This window comes from Winogradskyella ouciana, assembly GCF_009709615.1.
GTDB classification, from domain to species: domain Bacteria; phylum Bacteroidota; class Bacteroidia; order Flavobacteriales; family Flavobacteriaceae; genus Winogradskyella; species Winogradskyella ouciana.
Genome location: NZ_WJYA01000004.1, coordinates 627153 through 647620 on the forward strand (window position 1 = coordinate 627153; position 20468 = coordinate 647620).

General features: G+C 34.8%; 18 protein-coding genes. 3 read left to right on the forward strand and 15 right to left on the reverse strand.

The window, feature by feature from the left end; translation table 11 throughout:
• Nucleotides 1–37: 37 nt before the first annotated feature.
• From F1003_RS06760 to F1003_RS06795, 8 genes are all read right to left on the reverse strand, one after another.
• Nucleotides 38–1282, reverse strand: coding sequence for an Nramp family divalent metal transporter (locus F1003_RS06760; protein ID WP_155088445.1), 1245 nt, complete (start codon nt 1280–1282; stop codon nt 38–40).
• Nucleotides 1282–1827, reverse strand: coding sequence for an RNA polymerase sigma factor (locus F1003_RS06765; RefSeq protein ID WP_155088446.1), 546 nt, complete (start codon nt 1825–1827; stop codon nt 1282–1284). Before F1003_RS06765 ends, F1003_RS06760 begins: the two co-directional genes overlap by 1 nt.
• Nucleotides 1818–2927 (reverse strand): glycosyltransferase, encoded by a 1110-nt coding sequence (locus F1003_RS06770; protein ID WP_155088447.1) that lies wholly within the window; start codon nt 2925–2927, stop codon nt 1818–1820. Before F1003_RS06770 ends, F1003_RS06765 begins: the two co-directional genes overlap by 10 nt.
• Before the next feature lie 6 nt (nt 2928–2933).
• Nucleotides 2934–3137 carry a membrane or secreted protein gene (locus tag F1003_RS06775; RefSeq protein ID WP_155088448.1) on the reverse strand — a complete coding sequence of 68 codons (204 nt, stop codon included), beginning with the start codon at nt 3135–3137 and terminating at the stop codon, nt 2934–2936.
• A 127-nt stretch (nt 3138–3264) separates the two neighbouring features.
• The gene (locus F1003_RS06780) at nt 3265–4059 is read right to left on the reverse strand and encodes an anti-sigma factor domain-containing protein (RefSeq protein ID WP_155088449.1); all 795 of its coding nucleotides are present in this window, start codon (nt 4057–4059) and stop codon (nt 3265–3267) included.
• Between the two features lie 10 nt (nt 4060–4069).
• The gene (locus F1003_RS06785) at nt 4070–4603 is read right to left on the reverse strand and encodes an RNA polymerase sigma factor (protein WP_155088450.1); all 534 of its coding nucleotides are present in this window, start codon (nt 4601–4603) and stop codon (nt 4070–4072) included.
• Between the two features lie 196 nt (nt 4604–4799).
• Nucleotides 4800–5813 carry a UDP-N-acetylmuramate dehydrogenase gene (gene murB / locus F1003_RS06790; protein WP_155088451.1) on the reverse strand — a complete coding sequence of 338 codons (1014 nt, stop codon included), beginning with the start codon at nt 5811–5813 and terminating at the stop codon, nt 4800–4802.
• Complete coding sequence (locus F1003_RS06795) at nt 5813–7003, reverse strand: pyridoxal phosphate-dependent aminotransferase (RefSeq protein ID WP_155088452.1); 1191 nt, start codon at nt 7001–7003, stop codon at nt 5813–5815. The genes murB and F1003_RS06795 overlap by 1 nt, the downstream gene beginning before the upstream one ends.
• A 170-nt stretch (nt 7004–7173) precedes the next feature.
• On the opposite strand from F1003_RS06795, the gene F1003_RS06800 reads away from it, so the two are divergent.
• The gene (locus F1003_RS06800; protein ID WP_235898282.1) at nt 7174–8463 is read left to right on the forward strand and encodes a pepsin/retropepsin-like aspartic protease family protein; all 1290 of its coding nucleotides are present in this window, start codon (nt 7174–7176) and stop codon (nt 8461–8463) included.
• Nucleotides 8464–8493: 30 nt separating this feature from the next.
• Here the strand turns inward: F1003_RS06800 and F1003_RS06805 are convergent, their stop codons facing one another.
• Nucleotides 8494–8922 (reverse strand): DUF1573 domain-containing protein, encoded by a 429-nt coding sequence (locus F1003_RS06805; RefSeq protein WP_155088635.1) that lies wholly within the window; start codon nt 8920–8922, stop codon nt 8494–8496.
• A gap of 187 nt (nt 8923–9109) precedes the next feature.
• Here F1003_RS06805 and F1003_RS06810 point away from each other — a divergent pair, with 187 nt between their 5' ends.
• Nucleotides 9110–11743 (forward strand): valine--tRNA ligase, encoded by a 2634-nt coding sequence (locus F1003_RS06810; protein WP_155088454.1) that lies wholly within the window; start codon nt 9110–9112, stop codon nt 11741–11743.
• 61 nt (nt 11744–11804) lie between these two features.
• On the opposite strand, the gene rodA is transcribed toward F1003_RS06810, so the two are convergent.
• The 6 genes from rodA to purH form a co-directional block, all read right to left on the reverse strand.
• Nucleotides 11805–13085 (reverse strand): rod shape-determining protein RodA, encoded by a 1281-nt coding sequence (gene rodA, locus F1003_RS06815; RefSeq protein ID WP_155088455.1) that lies wholly within the window; start codon nt 13083–13085, stop codon nt 11805–11807.
• 3 nt (nt 13086–13088) lie between these two features.
• On the reverse strand, nt 13089–15029 hold the full coding sequence (mrdA, locus tag F1003_RS06820) for a penicillin-binding protein 2 (protein ID WP_155088456.1): 1941 nt from the start codon (nt 15027–15029) through the stop codon (nt 13089–13091).
• Entirely contained in the window at nt 15026–15532 is a 507-nt protein-coding gene (locus F1003_RS06825; RefSeq protein WP_155088457.1) for a rod shape-determining protein MreD, read from the reverse strand. The genes mrdA and F1003_RS06825 overlap by 4 nt, the downstream gene beginning before the upstream one ends.
• Entirely contained in the window at nt 15525–16346 is an 822-nt protein-coding gene (gene mreC, locus F1003_RS06830) for a rod shape-determining protein MreC (protein ID WP_155088458.1), read from the reverse strand. The genes F1003_RS06825 and mreC overlap by 8 nt, the downstream gene beginning before the upstream one ends.
• Before the next feature lie 10 nt (nt 16347–16356).
• Nucleotides 16357–17385 (reverse strand): rod shape-determining protein, encoded by a 1029-nt coding sequence (locus tag F1003_RS06835; protein ID WP_155088459.1) that lies wholly within the window; start codon nt 17383–17385, stop codon nt 16357–16359.
• Nucleotides 17386–17498: 113 nt separating this feature from the next.
• Complete coding sequence (purH, locus tag F1003_RS06840; RefSeq protein ID WP_155088460.1) at nt 17499–19028, reverse strand: bifunctional phosphoribosylaminoimidazolecarboxamide formyltransferase/IMP cyclohydrolase; 1530 nt, start codon at nt 19026–19028, stop codon at nt 17499–17501.
• A gap of 145 nt (nt 19029–19173) precedes the next feature.
• On the opposite strand from purH, the gene F1003_RS06845 reads away from it, so the two are divergent.
• The gene (locus F1003_RS06845) at nt 19174–20427 is read left to right on the forward strand and encodes an ABC transporter permease (protein WP_155088461.1); all 1254 of its coding nucleotides are present in this window, start codon (nt 19174–19176) and stop codon (nt 20425–20427) included.
• The last annotated feature ends 41 nt before the right edge of the window (nt 20428–20468 follow it).

Sequence of the window (20468 nt, forward strand, 5' to 3'; positions counted from 1 at the left end):
GAGAAAGCAAAGATACAAAGTAATAAATTAAAACAGCCTACAAAGTGGTTAGATACCAAATGCTAAATCCTATAAGAAACAGTATGCCCATCCATGATAAAACATGAAGGTATATACTTGGTCTCCATGCTTTGGGTGTGTGCTTACTGGCTATTAATTTGTAATTGATAATGGCATAGAAAGGTGCGGTGACAAATGACAGAATTGTTGCGATTTTTATAAGCAATCCCATTTCTGAGGCAAAAGCGAAAAAGATAAAAAGTGTTCCTGTGGTTAAAATTAAAATCCAGAACAAATAGCCATTCTTTTTTGGTTTGTCAAATAATAAATCTACACTTTTGGACATTGCTCTAGGTGAGGCGTCTAGTGTGGTTATGGTAGTGCTAAACATGGTGGTTAATGCTGCAATTCCGATAATGATATAGGCCCAATTACCTAGACTTTTGGTATATAAATCAATGAGCTGATTTGAGAAAACAGCAGCTTTATCACTAAAGGTTTCACCAGAGTTAAACATTACAAAATAACCAAGGCAAACAAATGCTATACCTAAAATTATAGCTCCTAGGTAACCAATATTGAAGTCGAGTAATGCACTTTTGGGCGAAAATGTACCTTCGTCCTTTTTCTTTTCTATAGCCCAAATGGAATGCCATACGGAAATATCCAAAGGAGCTGGCATCCAACCCATAAAGGCAATTAAAAATGCAATTTCCACTTTACTTTCAGGTAAAATTTGAACTAAGGAAACTGAAGCTTCAAACTCGGTAAAAGCAAAATACACTGCAACTAATGTACTAATGGTCAGGGTAACGATTATAACCTTTATGAGCTTGTCTAAAGTACTGTATTTGCCTAAAAAGAGTATTAATAAGCAAATGGTTAAAATGATAACTGTCCAAATTTCAACACTGTCTATACTTTGAATGCCAAAATTTAAAAAACTTATATCTCCAAATAGGGAATTTGCCAACCCAGCTGTTACTATAGTTACCGCAGTTTGAATAGTAAACATAGTTGCAAGGCTCAAAATAAAATAAGCTATTAGTATGCCTTTACCTAGTTTACGATAACCTTCCAATAAACTTTCGCCAGTAGCAGACGCATATCTAGGGCCAAATTGAAAAAACGGATATTTAAATAAGTTAACCAGTAATAGTGCCCAAAGTAGGCCTAAACCAAAATCGGCTCCAGCTCTTGTGGATTGTGCCAAGTGCGATACTCCTATTGCTGCACCTGCAAATAATAGTCCTGGACCTAGTTTTTTTAATTTTGAAAGCATTAGGATTTAGTAATAATGGCTGCCAAAAGTTTTTTTGCTCTTAAAAGCTTTACCTTAACATTATTGATAGGTTCGTTGAGATCTTCTGAAATTTCTTTGTAACTGAGTTCTTGAAAGTACCTTAGGTTAATCACTTCTTGATAATGCGGTTTGAGTTTTTTTATATCCCTAAGTAGCTTGGCAAGATTTTGTTCCGTAATGATTTTGTCTTCAGGTGTAGGCGAATCATCAATAATTTCTAGATAATGGTCCTCATCATCTTTTGATGTATTCCTAATTGTTCTATTCTGTTTCCTTACCAGGTCAATATGGATGTTTTTTGATATTGTAATCAGCCACGTTTTAAACTTATAGTCTTCATTGTAAGTGTCTATCTTGTCAAAAGCCTTTGAAAAGGTTTGGATGGTGATATCCTCAGCATCATTTTCATTTTGGGTGCGCTTTAATTGAAAGGCATAAACATCATTCCAAAAGGTGTCTAGTAAAAAATTGAACGCAATCTGGTCATTCTCTTTAGCTTTTTTAATCGCGTCTTTTATTTCCAATGTTTGGGTGTAGATATAAGGTTAGCAATAAATATACTTAATTGTGTGCTAATTAAAAATAATTCTAGAAAAGGGGTAAGAAAGATAAGACCAACTTCATTAAGTTTTTTAGCAGCCAACCCAAAGCTTGCAAGCTGAACGATATAACGTAAAACAACAAGTGTTACTACCCATAGCCAATTATAACCAATTAAGAGTAGTAGTGTGCCTAAAATCAAGAATAGGAGCTGGGAAGTGTAAAACAAACCCAATAGAATTTGATGATTGCTTTTGTACAGACTAGCAGTACTGATATGTCTTCGCTTTTGTAAAATCCAATCTTTAAAAGAGGTTTTAGGCTCTGAAACGGTGAAACTTTCTTTAGAGACACAAATTGCAGTATTTTTGTTATCAGCAACCTCGTTTATAAATAGATCATCATCTCCAGACTTAATGGCCATATGACCATTGAAACCGTTGTTGTTAAAGAACAATTCTTTTCTGTAAGCCATATTTCTTCCGACTCCCATATAAGCTCGCCCTAGACTTGCGTATGAAAAGTATTGTAATGCGGTAAACACAGTCTCAAAACGGATAAGGCTATTTAATATAGAAAATCGCTTTTTAGCATAAGCTCCATAGCCTAGCACTATTGCTTTTTGATTGGAGAACTTACTACTTATGTGCTGTAGCCATTTACTGGAATTTGGTCTGCAGTCCGCATCAGTAAAAACCAGAAAATTATGTTTTGAAGCTTTTATGCCCAGTGTTAGCGCATATTTTTTATTTCCCCAAAACGCTTCGATGGGTTTGGCATCAACAATTTTAATATTGCTATGATGTTTTTTGAACCTCTCCATGACACTTAGGGTTTCGTCAGAAGAACTATCGTTAACCAAAACAATCTCAAAATCTGAATACTCTTGCTCTGCAATTAAGGGAAGATTGCGCTGTAGATTTTCAGCTTCATTTTTGGCACAAATTATTACAGAAACAGGGATATGCTTTTTTAAGCGAACCTCCACTCGTTTAATAGAGAACGAAAAAAGAAAAGTGAGATAATAAGCAATTTGAATACATACTATTACTAAAAAAGCAAAGAATAGTATTGTAAAACTCATTAAGGATTAAGAATGTTGAGGTTCGTTACAATCTTCAAATTGATCTGGAGTTTTTCCACAAAAACCACAAGCTTCCCCTTCTTTATTGAGCATTGGGTTTTGGCTGGCACAAGTACCTGCAAATTCACCATCTTTTTTTGCCCATAGTTTTATGGCTATACCCGCTATTGCCAAGGCTAATAATCCTAGTGTTATAAGTAGTAATTTCATTAAGAAGAATCAATTTGATGCAAAGATAATGCTTTTGCTAATAAGTTATAAATCATATCTTGCCAACCTCATTAAAAAAGGCGCATTTGATTAAATGCGCCTTTTTTATTTATGATAGCAACTTCTGTTATTCTTTTTCTTTTAAAGATACCTCTGCTACCTCAGTATCGGTGGTGTTGTTCGCATCTCCTTTGTTACCAATTTTAATACTCAAGGCCAATGCATCTTCCATGTATGGTATTGGTCTCAATTTACGATCAGACTCGTCCAAAATACCTAAATTAACCATTCTGTCTTGTAGCTCAGCCCAAATTTCATAATGCTGATCTTTTGGCAATTTAGGTAATGTTATCACATCAATCATAGATGTTTTTTCAACAGGATTGATATATGCTACAGTTTTTAAATCTTTAGCACGGTCATTACCATTGATAACATATTTTCTTGCATCCGGATCGTTCAATTTGTTTAGCTCTCTAGATAACTCATCTAGTTTAGCATTGTTGTTTTCAATATCACTTCTTAGATCAAAGATTTCATCAACGACAACATTATTCTCGTTAGATAAATTTTGATTTTTTTGATATAACATAAATGATGTCACTGCAAATAATATAGCTGCTGCACTAGCGGCAATGCTATACCAAGGTGTCTTTCTGTTTTGGACCAACTGAATAACCTTTGTGTCATTAGACTCTTCCAAAGCATCTAAGATATTTGCCAAAACATTTTTTGGCACATCAACGGCACCTGCCTTGGCAATAAGTTCTAAATTATACTGCAACTTATCATAAGCTTTGGCAGCTTCTGGGAAGTTATTAATATAATATTCTACTTCCTTAGTTTCTTCACTGGAAGTCTCACCTACTAAATACTTATTCAGTAAGTTAGAATTTAAAAAACTATGTAATTTTGTTTCCATAATAAATATTTTAAGGGTCGTAAACTTTTTTAAGTTCGCGCAAACCTATTTTTAATCTAGATTTAATAGTACCAAGCGGAATATCTAATTCATCACTCGCTTCCTGTTGTGTCATACCTTGAAAAAACAGGGCATCTAACACAATTTGGTACTTTTCTTCTAATCGTCCAACATGCTCTTTAATATCCATAACATCTTGGTTTAAATTGCTTGTTGGTAAGATATATACGTTTGAAGTATCAATTTGGACTTCTTTCTGGTAGCGATTATTAAAACTTCTGAGTTTATCTATGGCAGTATTTCTCGCAATACGGAATAACCAAGTGAATAATTTTGCTTTGCTTGAGTCATATTTATGAGCGTTTTTCCAGACTTTTATAAAAGTCTCTTGCAAGGCATCTTCAGCTATTTCCTCATTTATTGTAATTTTTAAAATTACACCATATAAACTACTGGAATAATTTTCATAGAGCAGGTTTAAAGCACGTTTATCTCCTTCTTTAAGGAAATCAATTATTTTTTGCTCTGTAGGTGTAATACTCAAAATGTTAAAATCTTAGTGTTTTTAGTTTATGTAACGTCCAAAAAGGATTTACAGACGTAAATATAAGTAATTAGGCCTTACAAGGTTAATAGCACATAATAAGTTAGAATAGTTTTCTCCCTTGAGAGATTGGTTAATAGCATTTTAAAAAATTATTCTAAATTAAAAAGCCGCAATTTAATTTGTGGCTTTTTGTTTATATAATATTGACCTCAGTTTCAATAGAAATATCAAAAATGTGCTTAATTGTCTTTTTAATTAAAAGAGCCATATCATAAATATCACTTCCTTTTGCGTTGCCGTAATTAACTAGTACTAGAGCTTGTTTATTGTGAACACCATAATCATTAAAGCGTTTACCTTTAAAACCAGCTTTTTCAATAAGCCAGCCCGCAGGCACTTTTATACTTTCATCAGAAACCTTGTAAGAAGGCACTTCAGGGAAGTTTTTCTTAAGCTTTTCAAATTGGGCTTTTGAAATAATAGGGTTTTTAAAAAAACTCCCACTATTACCTATCTCTTTAGGATCTGGCAATTTACTTTGTCTTATGGCAATGACGGCTTCAGATACATCGCTGATTGTTGGATTGGTAACACCCGAAAGTTTCAATTGATCCTTTATAGCGCCATAATCCATATGTAATTTATGGCTGGTTTTGCCTAACTCAAAATTTACACTTGTTATAATGTATTTTCCTTTTAGTTCTTGTTTAAAGATTGATTCCCTATAATCAAATTTACAATCTTCTTTGGTAAAAGTTTTTAGGGTTTGACTTTCTACATGCATGGCTTCACAACTCACAAAAACATCTTTGAGTTCCACACCATAAGCTCCGATGTTTTGAATAGGTGCTGTACCAACGTTTCCTGGAATAAGCGATAAATTTTCTATTCCACCATAATTATTATCTAAGCACCAAAGAACAAAATCATGCCAGTTTTCACCAGCCATAGCCTTTACAATTACCTTATCATCAGTTTCACTTTCAACTGTAATACCTTTTAGATTTATATGAAGTACCAAAGCTTCAATATCTTTTGTTAAAAGCATGTTACTCCCACCACCAAGAATAAAAAATGGATTTTTATATTGCTGTTCTAAAATGCTTTTAAGCTCTTCTACTGTAGATATATTACAATAAGAAGTCGCTTTTGCATCAATGCCAAAAGTGTTAAAAGGTTTTAATGAAACATTTTTTTCTATGGTCATTAGTCTTTATAAGCTTTTAGTGCTTCTGCCAATATTTTTACAGCAATTCTTAAACTCTCTTCATTTAATACATACGCAATACGAATTTGATTTTTGCCAACACCAGGTGTTGAATAAAAACCAGCTGCGGGTGCAACCATTATAGTATTGTTTTGGTAATCGAAAGACTCTAAAAGCCAACGTGCAAAATCATCAGAATTTTTCACAGGCAGTTCAGCAATGCAATAAAATGCGCCATTGGGTTTAGCTACTTTTACACCTGGAATTTTCTCTAACTCTTCTATGAGAATGTTTCTTCGCTTAACATACTCTTCAATAACATCATCAAAATAGCTTTGTGGGGTTTCCAAAGCTGCTTCACTTGCAATTTGTGCCAGTGTAGGTGGACTTAATCTAGCTTGGGCAAACTTTAAAGCCGTTTTAATGACCTCTTTGTTTTTTGAAACCAAATACCCGATACGAGCACCACACATGCTGTAACGTTTAGAAACAGAATCGATGACTATAGCATGATTTTCTAGTCCTGGTTCTTGTAAAATAGAATAGTGGGAGATGCCATCATAGACAAATTCTCTATATACCTCATCTGCAATTAAGAACAGGTCGTGCTTTTTAACTATCGAAGTTAGTTTTTTAATCTCTTCTTTTGAATACAGGTAACCGGTTGGATTCCCTGGATTGCAAATTAGTATAGCCTTGGTTTTTGGTGTAATCAACTTTTCAAACTCTTCAATAGGAGGTAAGGCAAAATTATCTTCAATTTTTGAGATCACAGGAACAACATTAACTCCTGAAGCTGTTGAAAACCCATTATAATTGGCATAAAATGGCTCAGGTATTATAATTTCATCGTCTTCGTCCATTATACTTCCAAAAGCGAATAAAAGCGCTTCACTTCCTCCCGTTGTAACAATAATGTCGTTATGGGTAACGTGTATTGAGTTACGCTCATAATATTTTGCTATTTTCCTTCTATAATCCTCAGAACCTTCTGAGCGTGAATAGGCCAAAATATCCAATGAATGCACTTTTACTGCATCTAATGCAATTGTGGGAGTTTTTATATCTGGCTGACCGATATTAAGGTAATAAACTATTTTTCCTTGTTTGTGAGCTTCTTCAGCATAAGGTACCAATTTTCTAATTGGAGATTCTGGCATATTAATACCTTTTCTTGAAATTTTTGGCATCGTTGTAGTTTTAAAGCGCTAAGTTCTGAAATTTCTTAAAGTTTATGTAAAAAATAACGCTTAAAATAAGTCGTAAGGTAAAGATTTGTAACTTCAATTAAACTGAATCAAAATTGAAACGACTTTTTAAAAATATAATTTTATGTTTTTTTAGTCTAAGTGGTTGGTTATTGAGTGCCCAAGACAATTTCTTTTTAAAGAATGATACTAGTAAAAAAATAAACTTCGAATTTACGAGTAACCTAATTATCATCCCAATTGAGATAAACGGCGTAACCTTATCATTTGTGTTAGATACTGGTGTGAGTAAACCTATTCTTTTCAATTTAACGGAGCGAGATTCTTTAGATTTAAAAAATACAGAAACTTTTTATCTACATGGTTTAGGTGCTGATGGAAAACTTGAAGCTTTAAGATCTAGTAATAATAGGTTTAAGATCGGTGATGCGGTAAGTAACAATCAGGATTTGTATGTGGTGTTTGATAATACCATAAATTTTACGCCAAGACTAGGTGTTTTGGTTCATGGTATTATCGGTTATGATGTTTTTAAGGATTTTGTTGTAGAGATTAACTATAATTCAAAATATATAAGATTATACAAACCGAACTCATTTAAACCAAAAACTTCAAAAAGGTGGAAAACGATTCCTGTTGAGATTCATAGAAAAAAACCATATGTAGAATCTAAAATCACACTAGATGGCAATGAAAAACTTGTAAAATTACTCATAGATACTGGTAGTAGCGACGCATTGTGGTTATTTGAGGATGATAGTATAAAACCAAATAAGGATATGTTTTTTGTTGATTATTTAGGCAAAGGACTTAGCGGATCGGTTTATGGGAAACGGTCTAAAATCAAAAAATTTGAGTTAAATAATTTTGAATTGAACGATGTTAATGTGGCTTTTCCAGATTCAATCTCCATTGATCTGAGCAAAATATACAGAGGTAGAAAAGGCAGTTTGGGAGGCGAAATTTTGAAGCGCTTCAACCTCTTTTTTGACTATGCCAATAATAAATTGCATCTACGAAAGAATAGTTTTTTTAAAGATCCTTTTACTTACAACAACAGCGGAATAGTCTTAGAGCATAACGGAACCATGTTTGTAAAAGAACAGATTAGGGTGCCCTCGAATGATAAACTTAGCCCAAACAATAAAAATGCGATACAAATCGATTTTTCTATAAATCATAGAGTGGTATTAAAACCCATATACCAGGTGGTGGAATTAAGAAAATCGTCTAACGCGTATGCATCAGGTTTAAGAGTCGGTGATATTATCATTAGTATTAATGGTAAAGAGGTCTTTGATTATAAGTTGCCAGAAATCAATGAGATTTTTCACGGCAAAACAGGGAAGAGCATTAAGCTAAAAGCAGCTCGAAACGGTGAAACCTTAACATTTAAGTTTAAGTTAGACAATGCCTTCAAAAAAAATGAGCCCTCAGAATGAGAGCTCATAATTCTATTATAAGATTGAGGCTTATTGCTCAACCACGCTTTTGTTTTTCTTTTCTAAGACACTTGTTTTATCTGGGTCTACTACCAAACCTTTAATCTTAAGAGCCACTGTAGGTGTCTCAGCATTAGAGATAACAGTAATAGTCTTTCTAATAGGATTTACTCTATTGGTGTCATATTTTACTTCAATTTCACCTGTTTCTCCTGGCATAATTGGTCCTTTCGGCTTTTTAGGCACTGTACAGCCACATGTAGATTTTACGCTAGAGATTATTAATGGAGCATTACCAGTGTTGGTAAATTCAAAAGTTCTTACTCCGTCAGCACCTTTTTCAATTGTACCATAATCAATAACGTCTGTCTTAAATTCAATTTTTGCTACTTTTTTCTCTTGTGCAAAAGATCCCAGACTAATTAGACCTACAAATAAAATTGCTATTAAATTTTTCATCATTTAAATTTTTAAATTGATACTATCAAAATTACTTACTTTTTAACTCTCCTCAAAATTAATTAGATGTAATGCACTGTATTTAACAGTATTTAAGGCTTTAAGCGCATATTAATCACCTAATAATTTTTCAAAAAAAGAAATATAAGTACTTTTGTCAGTTACTTAGCAAAAACGATACCAAAATATGGAAATCCCATCAAAATATAATGCGCTGTCAGTAGAAAAGAAGTGGTATGACTACTGGATGGAGCACAGTTATTTTCACTCAACACCAGATGAAAGAGAGCCCTACACCATTGTAATTCCTCCTCCAAATGTTACTGGAGTATTACATATGGGTCACATGCTTAATAACACCATACAAGATGTGTTAATACGTCGTGCAAGATTATTGGGCAAAAATGCGTGTTGGGTACCAGGTACAGACCATGCTTCTATTGCAACCGAAGCTAAAGTTGTTGCTAAGTTAAAAGCGGAAGGTATTGATAAAAATGACTTATCTCGCGAGGAGTTTTTAAAGCATGCTTGGGATTGGACAGAAGAGTATGGTGGAGTCATTCTAGAACAGTTAAAGAAATTGGGCTGCTCTTGTGATTGGGACAGAACCAAATTTACCATGGATGACGATATGTCTGAAGCGGTAATCAAAGTTTTTGTAGACCTATACAATAAAGGACTCATTTACAGAGGTTACAGAATGGTAAATTGGGATCCAGAAGCAAAAACAACCTTGTCTGATGAAGAAGTTGAGTACATAGAAAAACAAGGAAAGCTATACTATGTCAATTATAAAGTTGAAGGAAGCGATGAGACATTGACTATTGCCACAACACGTCCTGAAACCATCTTAGGTGATTCGGCCATCTGTATTAATCCCGAAGACCCAAGACATCAAAACCTTAAGGGTAAAAAAGCGATTGTACCAATTTGTAATCGTGTTATTCCTATTATAGAGGATGACTATGTAGATGTAGAGTTTGGTACAGGCTGTTTAAAAGTAACACCAGCACACGACGAAAATGATAAGGTTCTTGGTGATAAGCATAAGTTAGAGGTTATAGACATCTTTAATGATGATGCAACCTTAAATAGTTATGGTCTGCATTTCCAAGGACAAGACCGTTTTGTAGCTCGTAAAGCGATAGTTAAAGAGTTGGAATCCTTAGGGCAGATTAATAAAATTGAAGATTATACCAATCGTATTGGAATTTCCGAACGTACCAAAGCGATCATCGAACCTCGTCTAAGTGACCAGTGGTTTTTAAAGATGGAAGATTTGGCTAAACCAGCTATAGATGCTGTGTTAAAGAATGATGAGGTTAAATTGTTTCCAAAAAAGTTTGAAAACACCTATCGTCATTGGATGGAGAACATAAGGGATTGGAATATCTCTCGTCAATTACTTTGGGGACAGCAAATTCCTGCTTATTACTATGGTGATGGCAAAGAAGATTTTGTTGTTGCTGAGAATGAAGAAGATGCTTTAAAATTAGCACGAGAAAAAACAAACAATCAGCAACTAACAACCAACGACCTAACACAAGATACTGATGCACTAGACACGTGGTTCAGCTCATGGTTATGGCCAATGAGTGTATTTGATGGTATTCGAAATCCAGAAAACGAAGACATAAAGTACTACTATCCAACGAACGATTTGGTAACAGGACCAGATATTCTATTTTTTTGGGTGGCTCGTATGATTGTTGCAGGTTATGAGTATAAGGACGAAAAACCTTTTGAAAATGTCTATCTCACAGGATTGGTGAGAGATAAGCAACGTCGAAAAATGTCTAAGCAATTAGGAAATTCTCCCGATGCTTTAAAGTTGATTGAAGAATATGGTGCAGATGGCGTACGTGTTGGATTATTACTGAGTTCTGCCGCAGGAAACGATTTGATGTTTGACGAAGCCTTATGCCAACAAGGAAAGCAATTTGCTAATAAAATTTGGAATGCCTTTAGATTGATTAAAGGTTGGGAAGTTGATAATAATATCACCCAACCGAACTCAAGTAAAATTGCTATCGAATGGTTTGAAGCTAAATTTCAAAAGACCATTGTAGAGATTGAAGATCACTTTAGTAAATATAGATTGAGCGATGCCTTAATGGCAACGTATAAGCTGATTTGGGATGATTTTGCATCTTGGTTATTGGAAATTGTTAAGCCTGCTTACCAACAGCCTATTGATAAGAAAACTTTGGAAGAGGTTATATCTATATTTGAAAACCTCTTACGTATTCTTCATCCTTTTATGCCATTCTTAACTGAAGAAATTTGGCAGTATATAGAAGAACGCTCTCCTGAAAATGCTCTGATAGTTTCAAGATGGCCAGAGAAAAAACTGATCAATGAACAATTGATTTCTGAGTTTGATTTTGCAAGCGAGGTTGTATCTGGTATAAGAAACATTAGAAAGCAAAAGAATATAGCCTTCAAGGATGCTATTGGTTTCTCTGTTGTTAATAATGAAAATGAAGCTTCAACTTTTGATGAGGTTATCGCTAAACTCGGTAATTTAGAAAGCTTCGACTATGTAAAGGAAGCAGTCGATGGTGCGTTGACATTTAGAGTAAAATCCAACGAATATTTTATTCCGATGGAAGGTAGCATCGATGTAGAAGCAGAGGTTAAAAAATTAACTGAAGAATTAAATTACACAGAAGGTTTTCTTAAGTCTGTTCAGAAAAAATTGTCTAATGAGCGTTTTGTAAATAATGCACCAGAGCAAGTTGTAGCATCTGAGAAAAAGAAAGAAGCGGATGCACTGGCTAAGATAGAAACAATTAAAACAAGTTTAGATAGTTTAAAGTGAACTAAGTAAATTTTGACAATTAATAAAAAAAAAGGCTACTAATTTAGTGGCCTTTTTTTATTTACCATTCGTTAATCTTATTGCTATCTAACTTTATAAAGATAAACAGTAGAATTGTAAAGCCCCAAAGTCCTGAGCCACCATAACTAAAAAAAGGTAGAGGAATACCAACCGTAGGGATTAAGCCCATAACCATACCAATATTAATGGTAAAATGCACAAAGAGAATAGAAGCCACACCATAACCATAGACACGGCTAAATTGTGACTTTTGTGATTCTGCCAAATACAGGACCCTAATAATAAGAAGCACAAATACCAAGACTACAAAACTACTACCCAAAAAACCCCATTCTTCACCAACCGTGCTAAATATATAATCGGTTTCTTGTTCAGGTACAAATTTACCTGTGGTTCTGGTACCTTGTAAGAATCCTTTTCCTGTTAATCCACCAGAACTTATGGCCTGTTCGGATTGGATGAGGTTATAGGCTTCATCCTTTTTCATCCGCTCTAGTTTCACTGGGTCTTTTTCCAGTCGTAACCAAAGACTGATTCTGTTTTGTTGATGAACTTTTAGACCATGCTCGTAAAATAATTTTACACCATAAGAAAATCCTATAGCTACGCCCAAGACAAGCAAATATTGCAGAATAGACGCTCTTTTCTTTTTTCTTAAAAAATATCGTAGTCCCAAAACAATTAAACAGGCCATAGCAGTTGTCACCATACCAAATTTCAATGCCAGAACTGCCAATATTATCAATGATAATGCTACAATAAGATAGATTTGTTGCAGGCCTTCTCGATAAAAAACAAAGAAAAACGAAAGGTAAACAATAGTACTACCTGCATCATTTTGAAGTAGTATCAATAGTGCTGGTACAAATATGATGGCAACAACCCGTAATTGGTCTTTTAGGGTTTGCATATTAGTCTGTAGATCACTTATATACTTGGCAACTGCCAAAGCTGTAGCAAATTTGGCAAACTCACTAGGTTGTAGAGTCATGCTGCCAATGGCATACCACGAGCGTGCGCCATTAATCTCTTTGCCGAATAAAAATAAACCCATCAATGCCAATAGTGCGACGAGATATATGATACTGGCAAAGCGTTCATAAAACTTGGCTTCAAAAGAGAGAATCAGTACGATGAGCACAAATGTGAGACCTATGAAAATAAGCTGTTTTCCATAAAGTTGTGAGGTGTCAAAGTAATTGACGATATCGCCATCATGCGATGCCGATAAGATATTGAGATACCCAAAACCAACCAGTAATAAGAATAAGATGATAGTTAGCCAATCAAATTTAAAACGTCTTTGGTTTTCTCTAAGCATACATTAAGACTTTGGGATTTCGGCTTTAAGTTTCAACAGGTTTTGAAATTCTTCTTCACTTATTGGTTCTAATGTAGTTTGTCTATTAATGCCAAAGGATTCACCTGAATATGGTTTTTCGTATTCATGCTCAAGTGAATAACGAAGCACAAAATTCTCCATATCCTTTCGGGTAATTTCGCCTCTAATGTAATATTCTATCATTAAACTTGCCATTCTTCCTGCAAATCGACTTCCAAAATATCCGTTTTCAACAAAAACTGCTATAGCAATTTTCGGATTGTCTTTTGGAGCAAATGCTACAAATATGGAGTGGTCTGTAAGTTGAGTTTTAACACTATCTATGATTGCAAAGTTTTCTGCTGTACCAGTTTTTCCACATATGTCGATACCTTTTACTTGCAACATATTTGCCGTCCCTTTGTTGTAAACATCATACATGCCTTCTACAACAGGTTCAAAATGCCGTTTATCTATGGTAGTATGGTTTGGAGTCGTAAATTTCGTGGGTATGGTTTCTCCTTCTATATCTTTAATAATGTGCGGTGTATAATAGTAACCACGATTACCAATCGCTGCTGCCATATTTGCTAGCTGAATAGGAGTTGCCAATACCTCTCCTTGGCCAATAGCATTAGAAATAGTAAAAGTAGTGTACCATCTGTTTTTACCGTAAGCTCTGTCATAAGTGGCTGCAGTTGGTACTTTTCCAGGCTGACCAACCGATAGATCGTTATTTAGGTAATCGCCTAGGCCAAAACTTTTGATGTGCTTACTCCAATTGTCCATGCCTTCTGCTGGAGTGTCATATTTATCCATTATCCTCCTGTAAACATTGGCAAAGTAAGCGTTACATGATTCATAAATACCTATATTCATATTCGCTGGACTTCTATGGGCATGGCATCCCATTTTACGGTTACCGTACCGATAACCCATCGCACAACTAAAACGTTCCTCTGTAGTAACCACACCCTCTTGCAATGCCACTAAAGCATTTAAAGTTTTAAATGGCGAACCAGGTGGGTACATGGCTTGAAGCCCTCTATCGAATAAAGGTTTTGCAATACTATCTCTATAAAGTTTATTAAAGTTCTCTGAGCGATTCCTACCTACCAATAAATTAGGATTATATGAAGGGCCTGAGACCATAGCTAAAATTTCACCAGAACTGGGCTCAATGGCAACAATACCACCTCGTTTGTTAGTCATTAAAAGCTCACCATAAGCCTGAAGTTGAGAATCTATAGTAATAGTTATATCTTTTCCTGGGACAGGTAATGTGTCAAGTTTGCCTTCTTTAAAAGGGCCTATATCTTTATTAAATCGGTCTTTTTGAATGAACTTAATCCCTTTTACACCTCTGAGGATGTCTTCATAAGTTTTTTCTACACCTTGCTTACCAATTAAATCCCCCAGTTTATAATAAGGTTGTTGGGCAATAATACTGCGATTAACTTCTCCAATATCACCAAGTACATTGGCGCCAATTGTGGTTTGGTATGAGCGTAATGAACGTTTTTGAATATAAAACCCTTCGTATTTTCTCATTTTTTCCTGTAAAACGGCGTAATCCGTTTTAGACAATTGAGGGACAAAAGGTGAAGGAAGTCGAGGTGAATAATTTGTGGCTCTTTCTAATTTTCTGGCATAATCTTCCTTTGTTATTTTTAAGAGTTTACAGAATTCATTTAACTCCAAAGAATCCAAAGGTTCTACTTCCCGTGGTATTACCATGACGTCATAAGAAGGCTGATTAGCAACCAAAAGCTCACCGTTTCTGTCATAGACATAACCACGTTTGGGGTAGTTGTAAACTTTTCTGATGGCTGTGTCTTCAAAAACATCATATTCATAACCACCATAGATTTGGAGATAGAACAAGCGCGCTATAAAAACAAGACCAACAAGTACAACAGTAGTTAGGAGTAATAGTTTTCTCATTTTTTGTTTCTACTAAATAAAATTACAATCAATACACTGAGTATTATAGTGAAAATACTAGAGAATAACGTCTTTTTCAATATTAATAGTATGCTCGAAATGTTAAAAACTTCAAGGGAAAACAAGACAAAATGATGGATTAAAGTTCCAAAGCTTACATAGGTGATTAGGCTACCTAAATCCGTATTGCTAAACTTAATGGTTTGATGCTCGTATAACATACCAAAAGAGCTTTTTAAAAGCACTGGCCTTGAGTATGCTAAAAATACAGCTGCAGCTGCGTGTATTCCGCCTGAATCAGAAAACATATCTACCAACATACCCAAAAGAAAGCTTGTGATTAGCAAAACCATTCTAGTTTCTCTAATTGGGAAAAGAAAGATGAAAATGATGTAAATATACGGGTTGATATAACCCATAAAATTAACATTGTTGCACAACACAACCTGTACCAGTAACAGTACAACAAATCGGATGCTATTTGATGCTACAACATTATTCATCACTACTGCTTTCTAGTGTTTTAATTTCTTCTTTATCAAGATTTTCAAGAATGTAAATTGTTCCAATATTGGTCATATCGTTAAACAACTTTACTTGTATGGTGTAGGTGTCTCCGCTAATATCGGTTTCAAAACTTTCTATTTTACCGATACCAATGCCTTTTGGGAAAATTGCTGATTGCCCACCAGTTACAATCGTATCACCAACCTTTACAGGTGCAAATTTTGAAACATCAATGAGTTGAGCAAATTCTGGGGAATTGCCATTCCAGATTAAAGAACCTATGTGGTTAGAAGATTTTAGCTTTGCGTTTATTCTACTTCTTTTATTTAAAATAGAAAGCACTGTTGCATAATTTTTTGAAGTGTTGTCTATAATACCAACAATACCTTTTGAGGTAATGACACCAAAATCTTGTTTCACACTATCTTTTTTTCCCTTGTTTATAGTGAGATAATTATTGGTTAGTGAGTAGCTGTTTTTATATACATCGGCTACTAGAACTCTATAGCGTCCGCTTGAATAACTAGTGTCGATTACAATACTATCTGCGGTTGTTTCCGAATTGAATAATTGTTCTCTAAGCCTTTTGTTTTCTTCTGAAAGGATTTTATTCTCTTGCTCTAAATCGAAATATTTATCGACTGAATTTACAGCACCGTAAACACCTCCAGTTAATCCATTAGCTGAATTTATAAACTTACTTCTGTGATAGGAATGCGATTGAATGGTGAGAGCTAAGGCAATGCTAAAAAGCAATAAAAACAACAGAAAGGTTTTGTTTCTTATAACAAAATTGATGATTTGTTGCATTATTTACTTCTTATTTTATCAATACGCTTTTGTATTTAGATAAGTTTTTAAGTACAATTCCTGTACCTCTAACTACAGCTCTTAAAGGATCTTCGGCAATATAAACCGGTAAATCTGTTTTTTGGGATAAACGTTTATCTAATCCACGTAACATGGATCCACCTCCTGCAAGATAAATACCTGTATTATAAATATCGGCTGCTAATTCTGGCGGAGTTTGAGATAAGGTTTCCATTACAGAATCTTCAATACGTAAAATGGACTTATCTAAAGCCTTGGCAATTTCACGATAAGAAATATTAACCTGTTTTGGTTTACCTGTCAATAGATCACGCCCTTGAACGCTCATGTCTTCTGGTGGTAAATCTAAATCTTCGGTTGCAGCACCAATTTGTATTTTAATTTTTTCTGCGGTTCTATCTCCAACATATAGGTTATGTTGTGTGCGCATATAATAAATTATGTCGTTAGTAAATACATCACCAGCAACCTTCACCGACTTGTCACAAACAATACCTCCAAGGGCAATTACTGCAATTTCGGTTGTACCACCACCAATATCAACAATCATGTTTCCTTTTGGTTGCATAATATCCACGCCAATACCAATAGCAGCAGCCATTGGCTCATGGATTAAGTAAACTTCTTTGCCATTAACGCGCTCACAAGATTCTTTTACAGCTCGCATTTCAACTTCTGTAATTCCTGAAGGAATACAAACCACCATTCTTAACGCAGGATTGAAAAACTTTTTCTTTAATGCGGGAATATTCTTGATGAACAAACTAATCATCTGCTCAGAAGCGTCAAAATCTGCAATTACACCATCTTTTAACGGACGAATGGTTTTTATGTTTTCGTGCGTTTTACCTTGCATCATGTTGGCTTCTTTACCAACAGCAATAATTTTTCCGCTAATGCGGTCTCTGGCTACTATAGATGGATTATCAACTACAACTTTGTCGTTGTGTATAATTAATGTGTTTGCGGTTCCTAAATCTATGGCTATTTCTTCCGTCAGGAAATCAAAAAATCCCATGCGCTATTTTAATATTAATTTGGGTTAATCGGGTCAAAATATATGACTACGCGTAAATGTAATAAATTATACGTTATTTCTTCGTTTATAGACGTTTATTGCTTTGATTTTTTTTAGTGCTTAAAATGACGTGTTCCTGTAAACACCATAGCGACATTATTTTCATTACAATAATTGATACTTAATTCGTCTTTAATTGACCCACCAGGTTGAATAACAGCAGTAATGCCTGCGTTGTCGGCAATCTCCACACAGTCAGGGAAAGGGAAGAACGCATCACTTGCCATTACAGCGCCTTCTAAATCAAAATTGAAAGACTTCGCCTTATGTATGGCTTGGTTAAGTGCATCAACACGACTTGTTTGTCCTGTACCACTTGCACATAATTGCTTATTCTTCGCTAAAACTATGGTATTGGATTTGGTGTGCTTGCACAATTTTGAAGCAAATATTAAATCTTCCAATTCGCTTTGCGACGGTGTTGAATTGGTAACGGTTTTTAAATCGTCTAGGCTGTCGGTTTTATTATCTCTTTCTTGTACCAATGCACCATTTAAACAAGTTCTAACTGTGGTTTTTGGTAATTCTACGTCATTGAGAATTAAAAGAATTCTGTTTTTCTTTCCTTTCAGAATTTCTAAGGCTTCGTCACTAAATGAAGGTGCAATGACCACTTCACAAAATAATTTATGAATTTCTTCTGCAGTAGCCTTATCAATCTCTGTATTAGAAATTAATATACCACCAAATGCTGAAACTGGGTCGCCAGCTAAAGCATCCACATAAGCTTGATGCACAGTTGCTCTTTGAGCAAAACCACAAGCATTATTGTGTTTTAGGATGGCAAAAGTTGGGTCTTCGCCTTTAAATTCCAATATTAAATTTACGGCAGCATCAACATCTAACAAGTTGTTGTAGCTTAATTCTTTACCGTGAAGTTTGGTAAACATGGCATCAAAATCACCAAAGAAAAACCCTTTTTGGTGTGGGTTTTCACCATAACGCAAAACTTTACCATTGGTTTTACTGATTTTTAGCGAAGCTATATCGTGATTTTTATTGAAGTAGTTAAAAATCGCAGAATCGTAATGAGATGATACGTTAAATGCTTTAGCGGCAAATCGTTTTCTGTCATCTTCAGAAGTTTCTCCATTTTTAGTTTCAAGTAGTTCCAAAAATTCAGCATAATCATCAACCGAAGATACACAAGTGACATCAGCGTAATTTTTTGCTGCAGCTCTGATTAGGGAAATACCTCCAATATCAATTTTTTCAATAATATCTTGGTTGCTTGCTCCAGAAGCTACGGTTTTTTCAAAAGGGTAGAGGTCAACAAGAACCAAATCGATTTGAGGAATCTCAAATTCTGCCAATTCAGCAACATCTCCATCATGATTTTGACGATTCAAAATACCGCCAAAAACTTTAGGGTGTAAAGTTTTTACACGACCACCAAGAATGGAAGGGTAAGAAGTGACATCTTCAACAGCAATAACATCGATGCCTAGGTCTTTGATGAATTTTTCTGTTCCTCCAGTAGAGTAGATGGTAACGTTGAGGTCGTTGAGTTTTTTGACGATTGGTGCCAATCCATCTTTGCTAAATACTGAGATTAGCGCAGAGGACATAGTTTTGTTGCTCATAATGTTGTGTTGTGAATTTTGATGTTGCAAAAATAAACATATTCACTAGTAAAATTGTAGTGGTAAAACGAGTTTATTTAAGTTTTTTGTAACAATAAATTGTTGAAAACGTCCTATCTTTAAATTGATTTAATTTTGCCAACCTATGCTTGTCTATTTAAGAGTATTTAAAGAGAGTTTTTCATTCGCGTTAAATGCGCTTAGAAACAATAAACTACGTACATTTTTATCGCTGTTAGGCGTTACGGTTGGGATCTTCTCCATTATCGCTGTTCTGGCTGCGGTAGATTCCTTGGATAAGAATATTAAAGATAGCTTATCTGGTTTAGATAAAAATACCATCTACTTATCGAAATTTTCTTTTGGGCCAACAGAGGTTCCACGTTGGAAACGCGATAACTTTCCTCAAACGGATTATGATGATTTTGATTTTGTGAGGAGAAATGTTCCGGATATTGAAGCTTCTGCTTACATGATATTTGGTGGTAATGAAACGGTACGTTATCAGGCAGAAACGGTATCTGGTGTTAATGTGACTCCGGTTTCTAATGAAATTTATACTATTGAAGACTTTAAAGTTGAACAAGGAAGATTTTACTCCGAACTAGAATCTGAAACTGGTGCTCCGGTTATAGTGTTGGGTGCAGGTTTGGCTGAAAATCTTTTTGATACATCAAATCCTATTGGGAAGCAAATTCGTGTGTATGGTAGAAAACTCAGCGTTATTGGTGTGCTTAAAAAAGTAGGTGCTGGCTTAGGAGATTCTCCAGACGACAGGGCCTATGTGCCAGCTAATTTTGTAAGACGTTTTAAAAACGGAGGTGTAAGCGGTTTGCCTGGAGCGATAATCATAAAGCCAGAAAAAGGTGTGGATATTGGTGCTTTTGAGAGCGTTTTAAAACAAAAGTTTAGAGCTTTTCGTGGCTTAAAAGCAGATGAAGATGATAACTTTTTTGTAAATAAAATAGCTGGCTTGGTATCTTTTGTTGATGCAATTATAGCTACACTGAATTTAGTGGGCTGGGTTATTAGTGGCTTCTCTCTATTGGTAGGTGGTTTTGGTATTGCTAATATTATGTTTGTAAGCGTTAAAGAACGTACCAACCTTATTGGAATTCAAAAGTCTTTAGGCGCTAAAAACAGATTTATTTTATTTCAATTTTTGTTTGAAGCTGTTATCCTAGCTGTTGTTGGAGGTTTAGTTGGGCTGTTGTTTGTTTGGATTATAGCAATGGTGATGAATGGGGTTGTCGGTGATGATTTTGAATTTGTACTCTCTTTCGGAAACATGTTCCTAGGCTTTGCTTTATCAACATTTATAGGTTTAATCTCTGGAGTTGTTCCGGCCATATCAGCATCTAAATTAGACCCTGTTGAGGCTATTAGGACAGGGATGTAGTATTTTAGTTGTAGGTTGTTGATTGTTTTTTCTTTGCGACT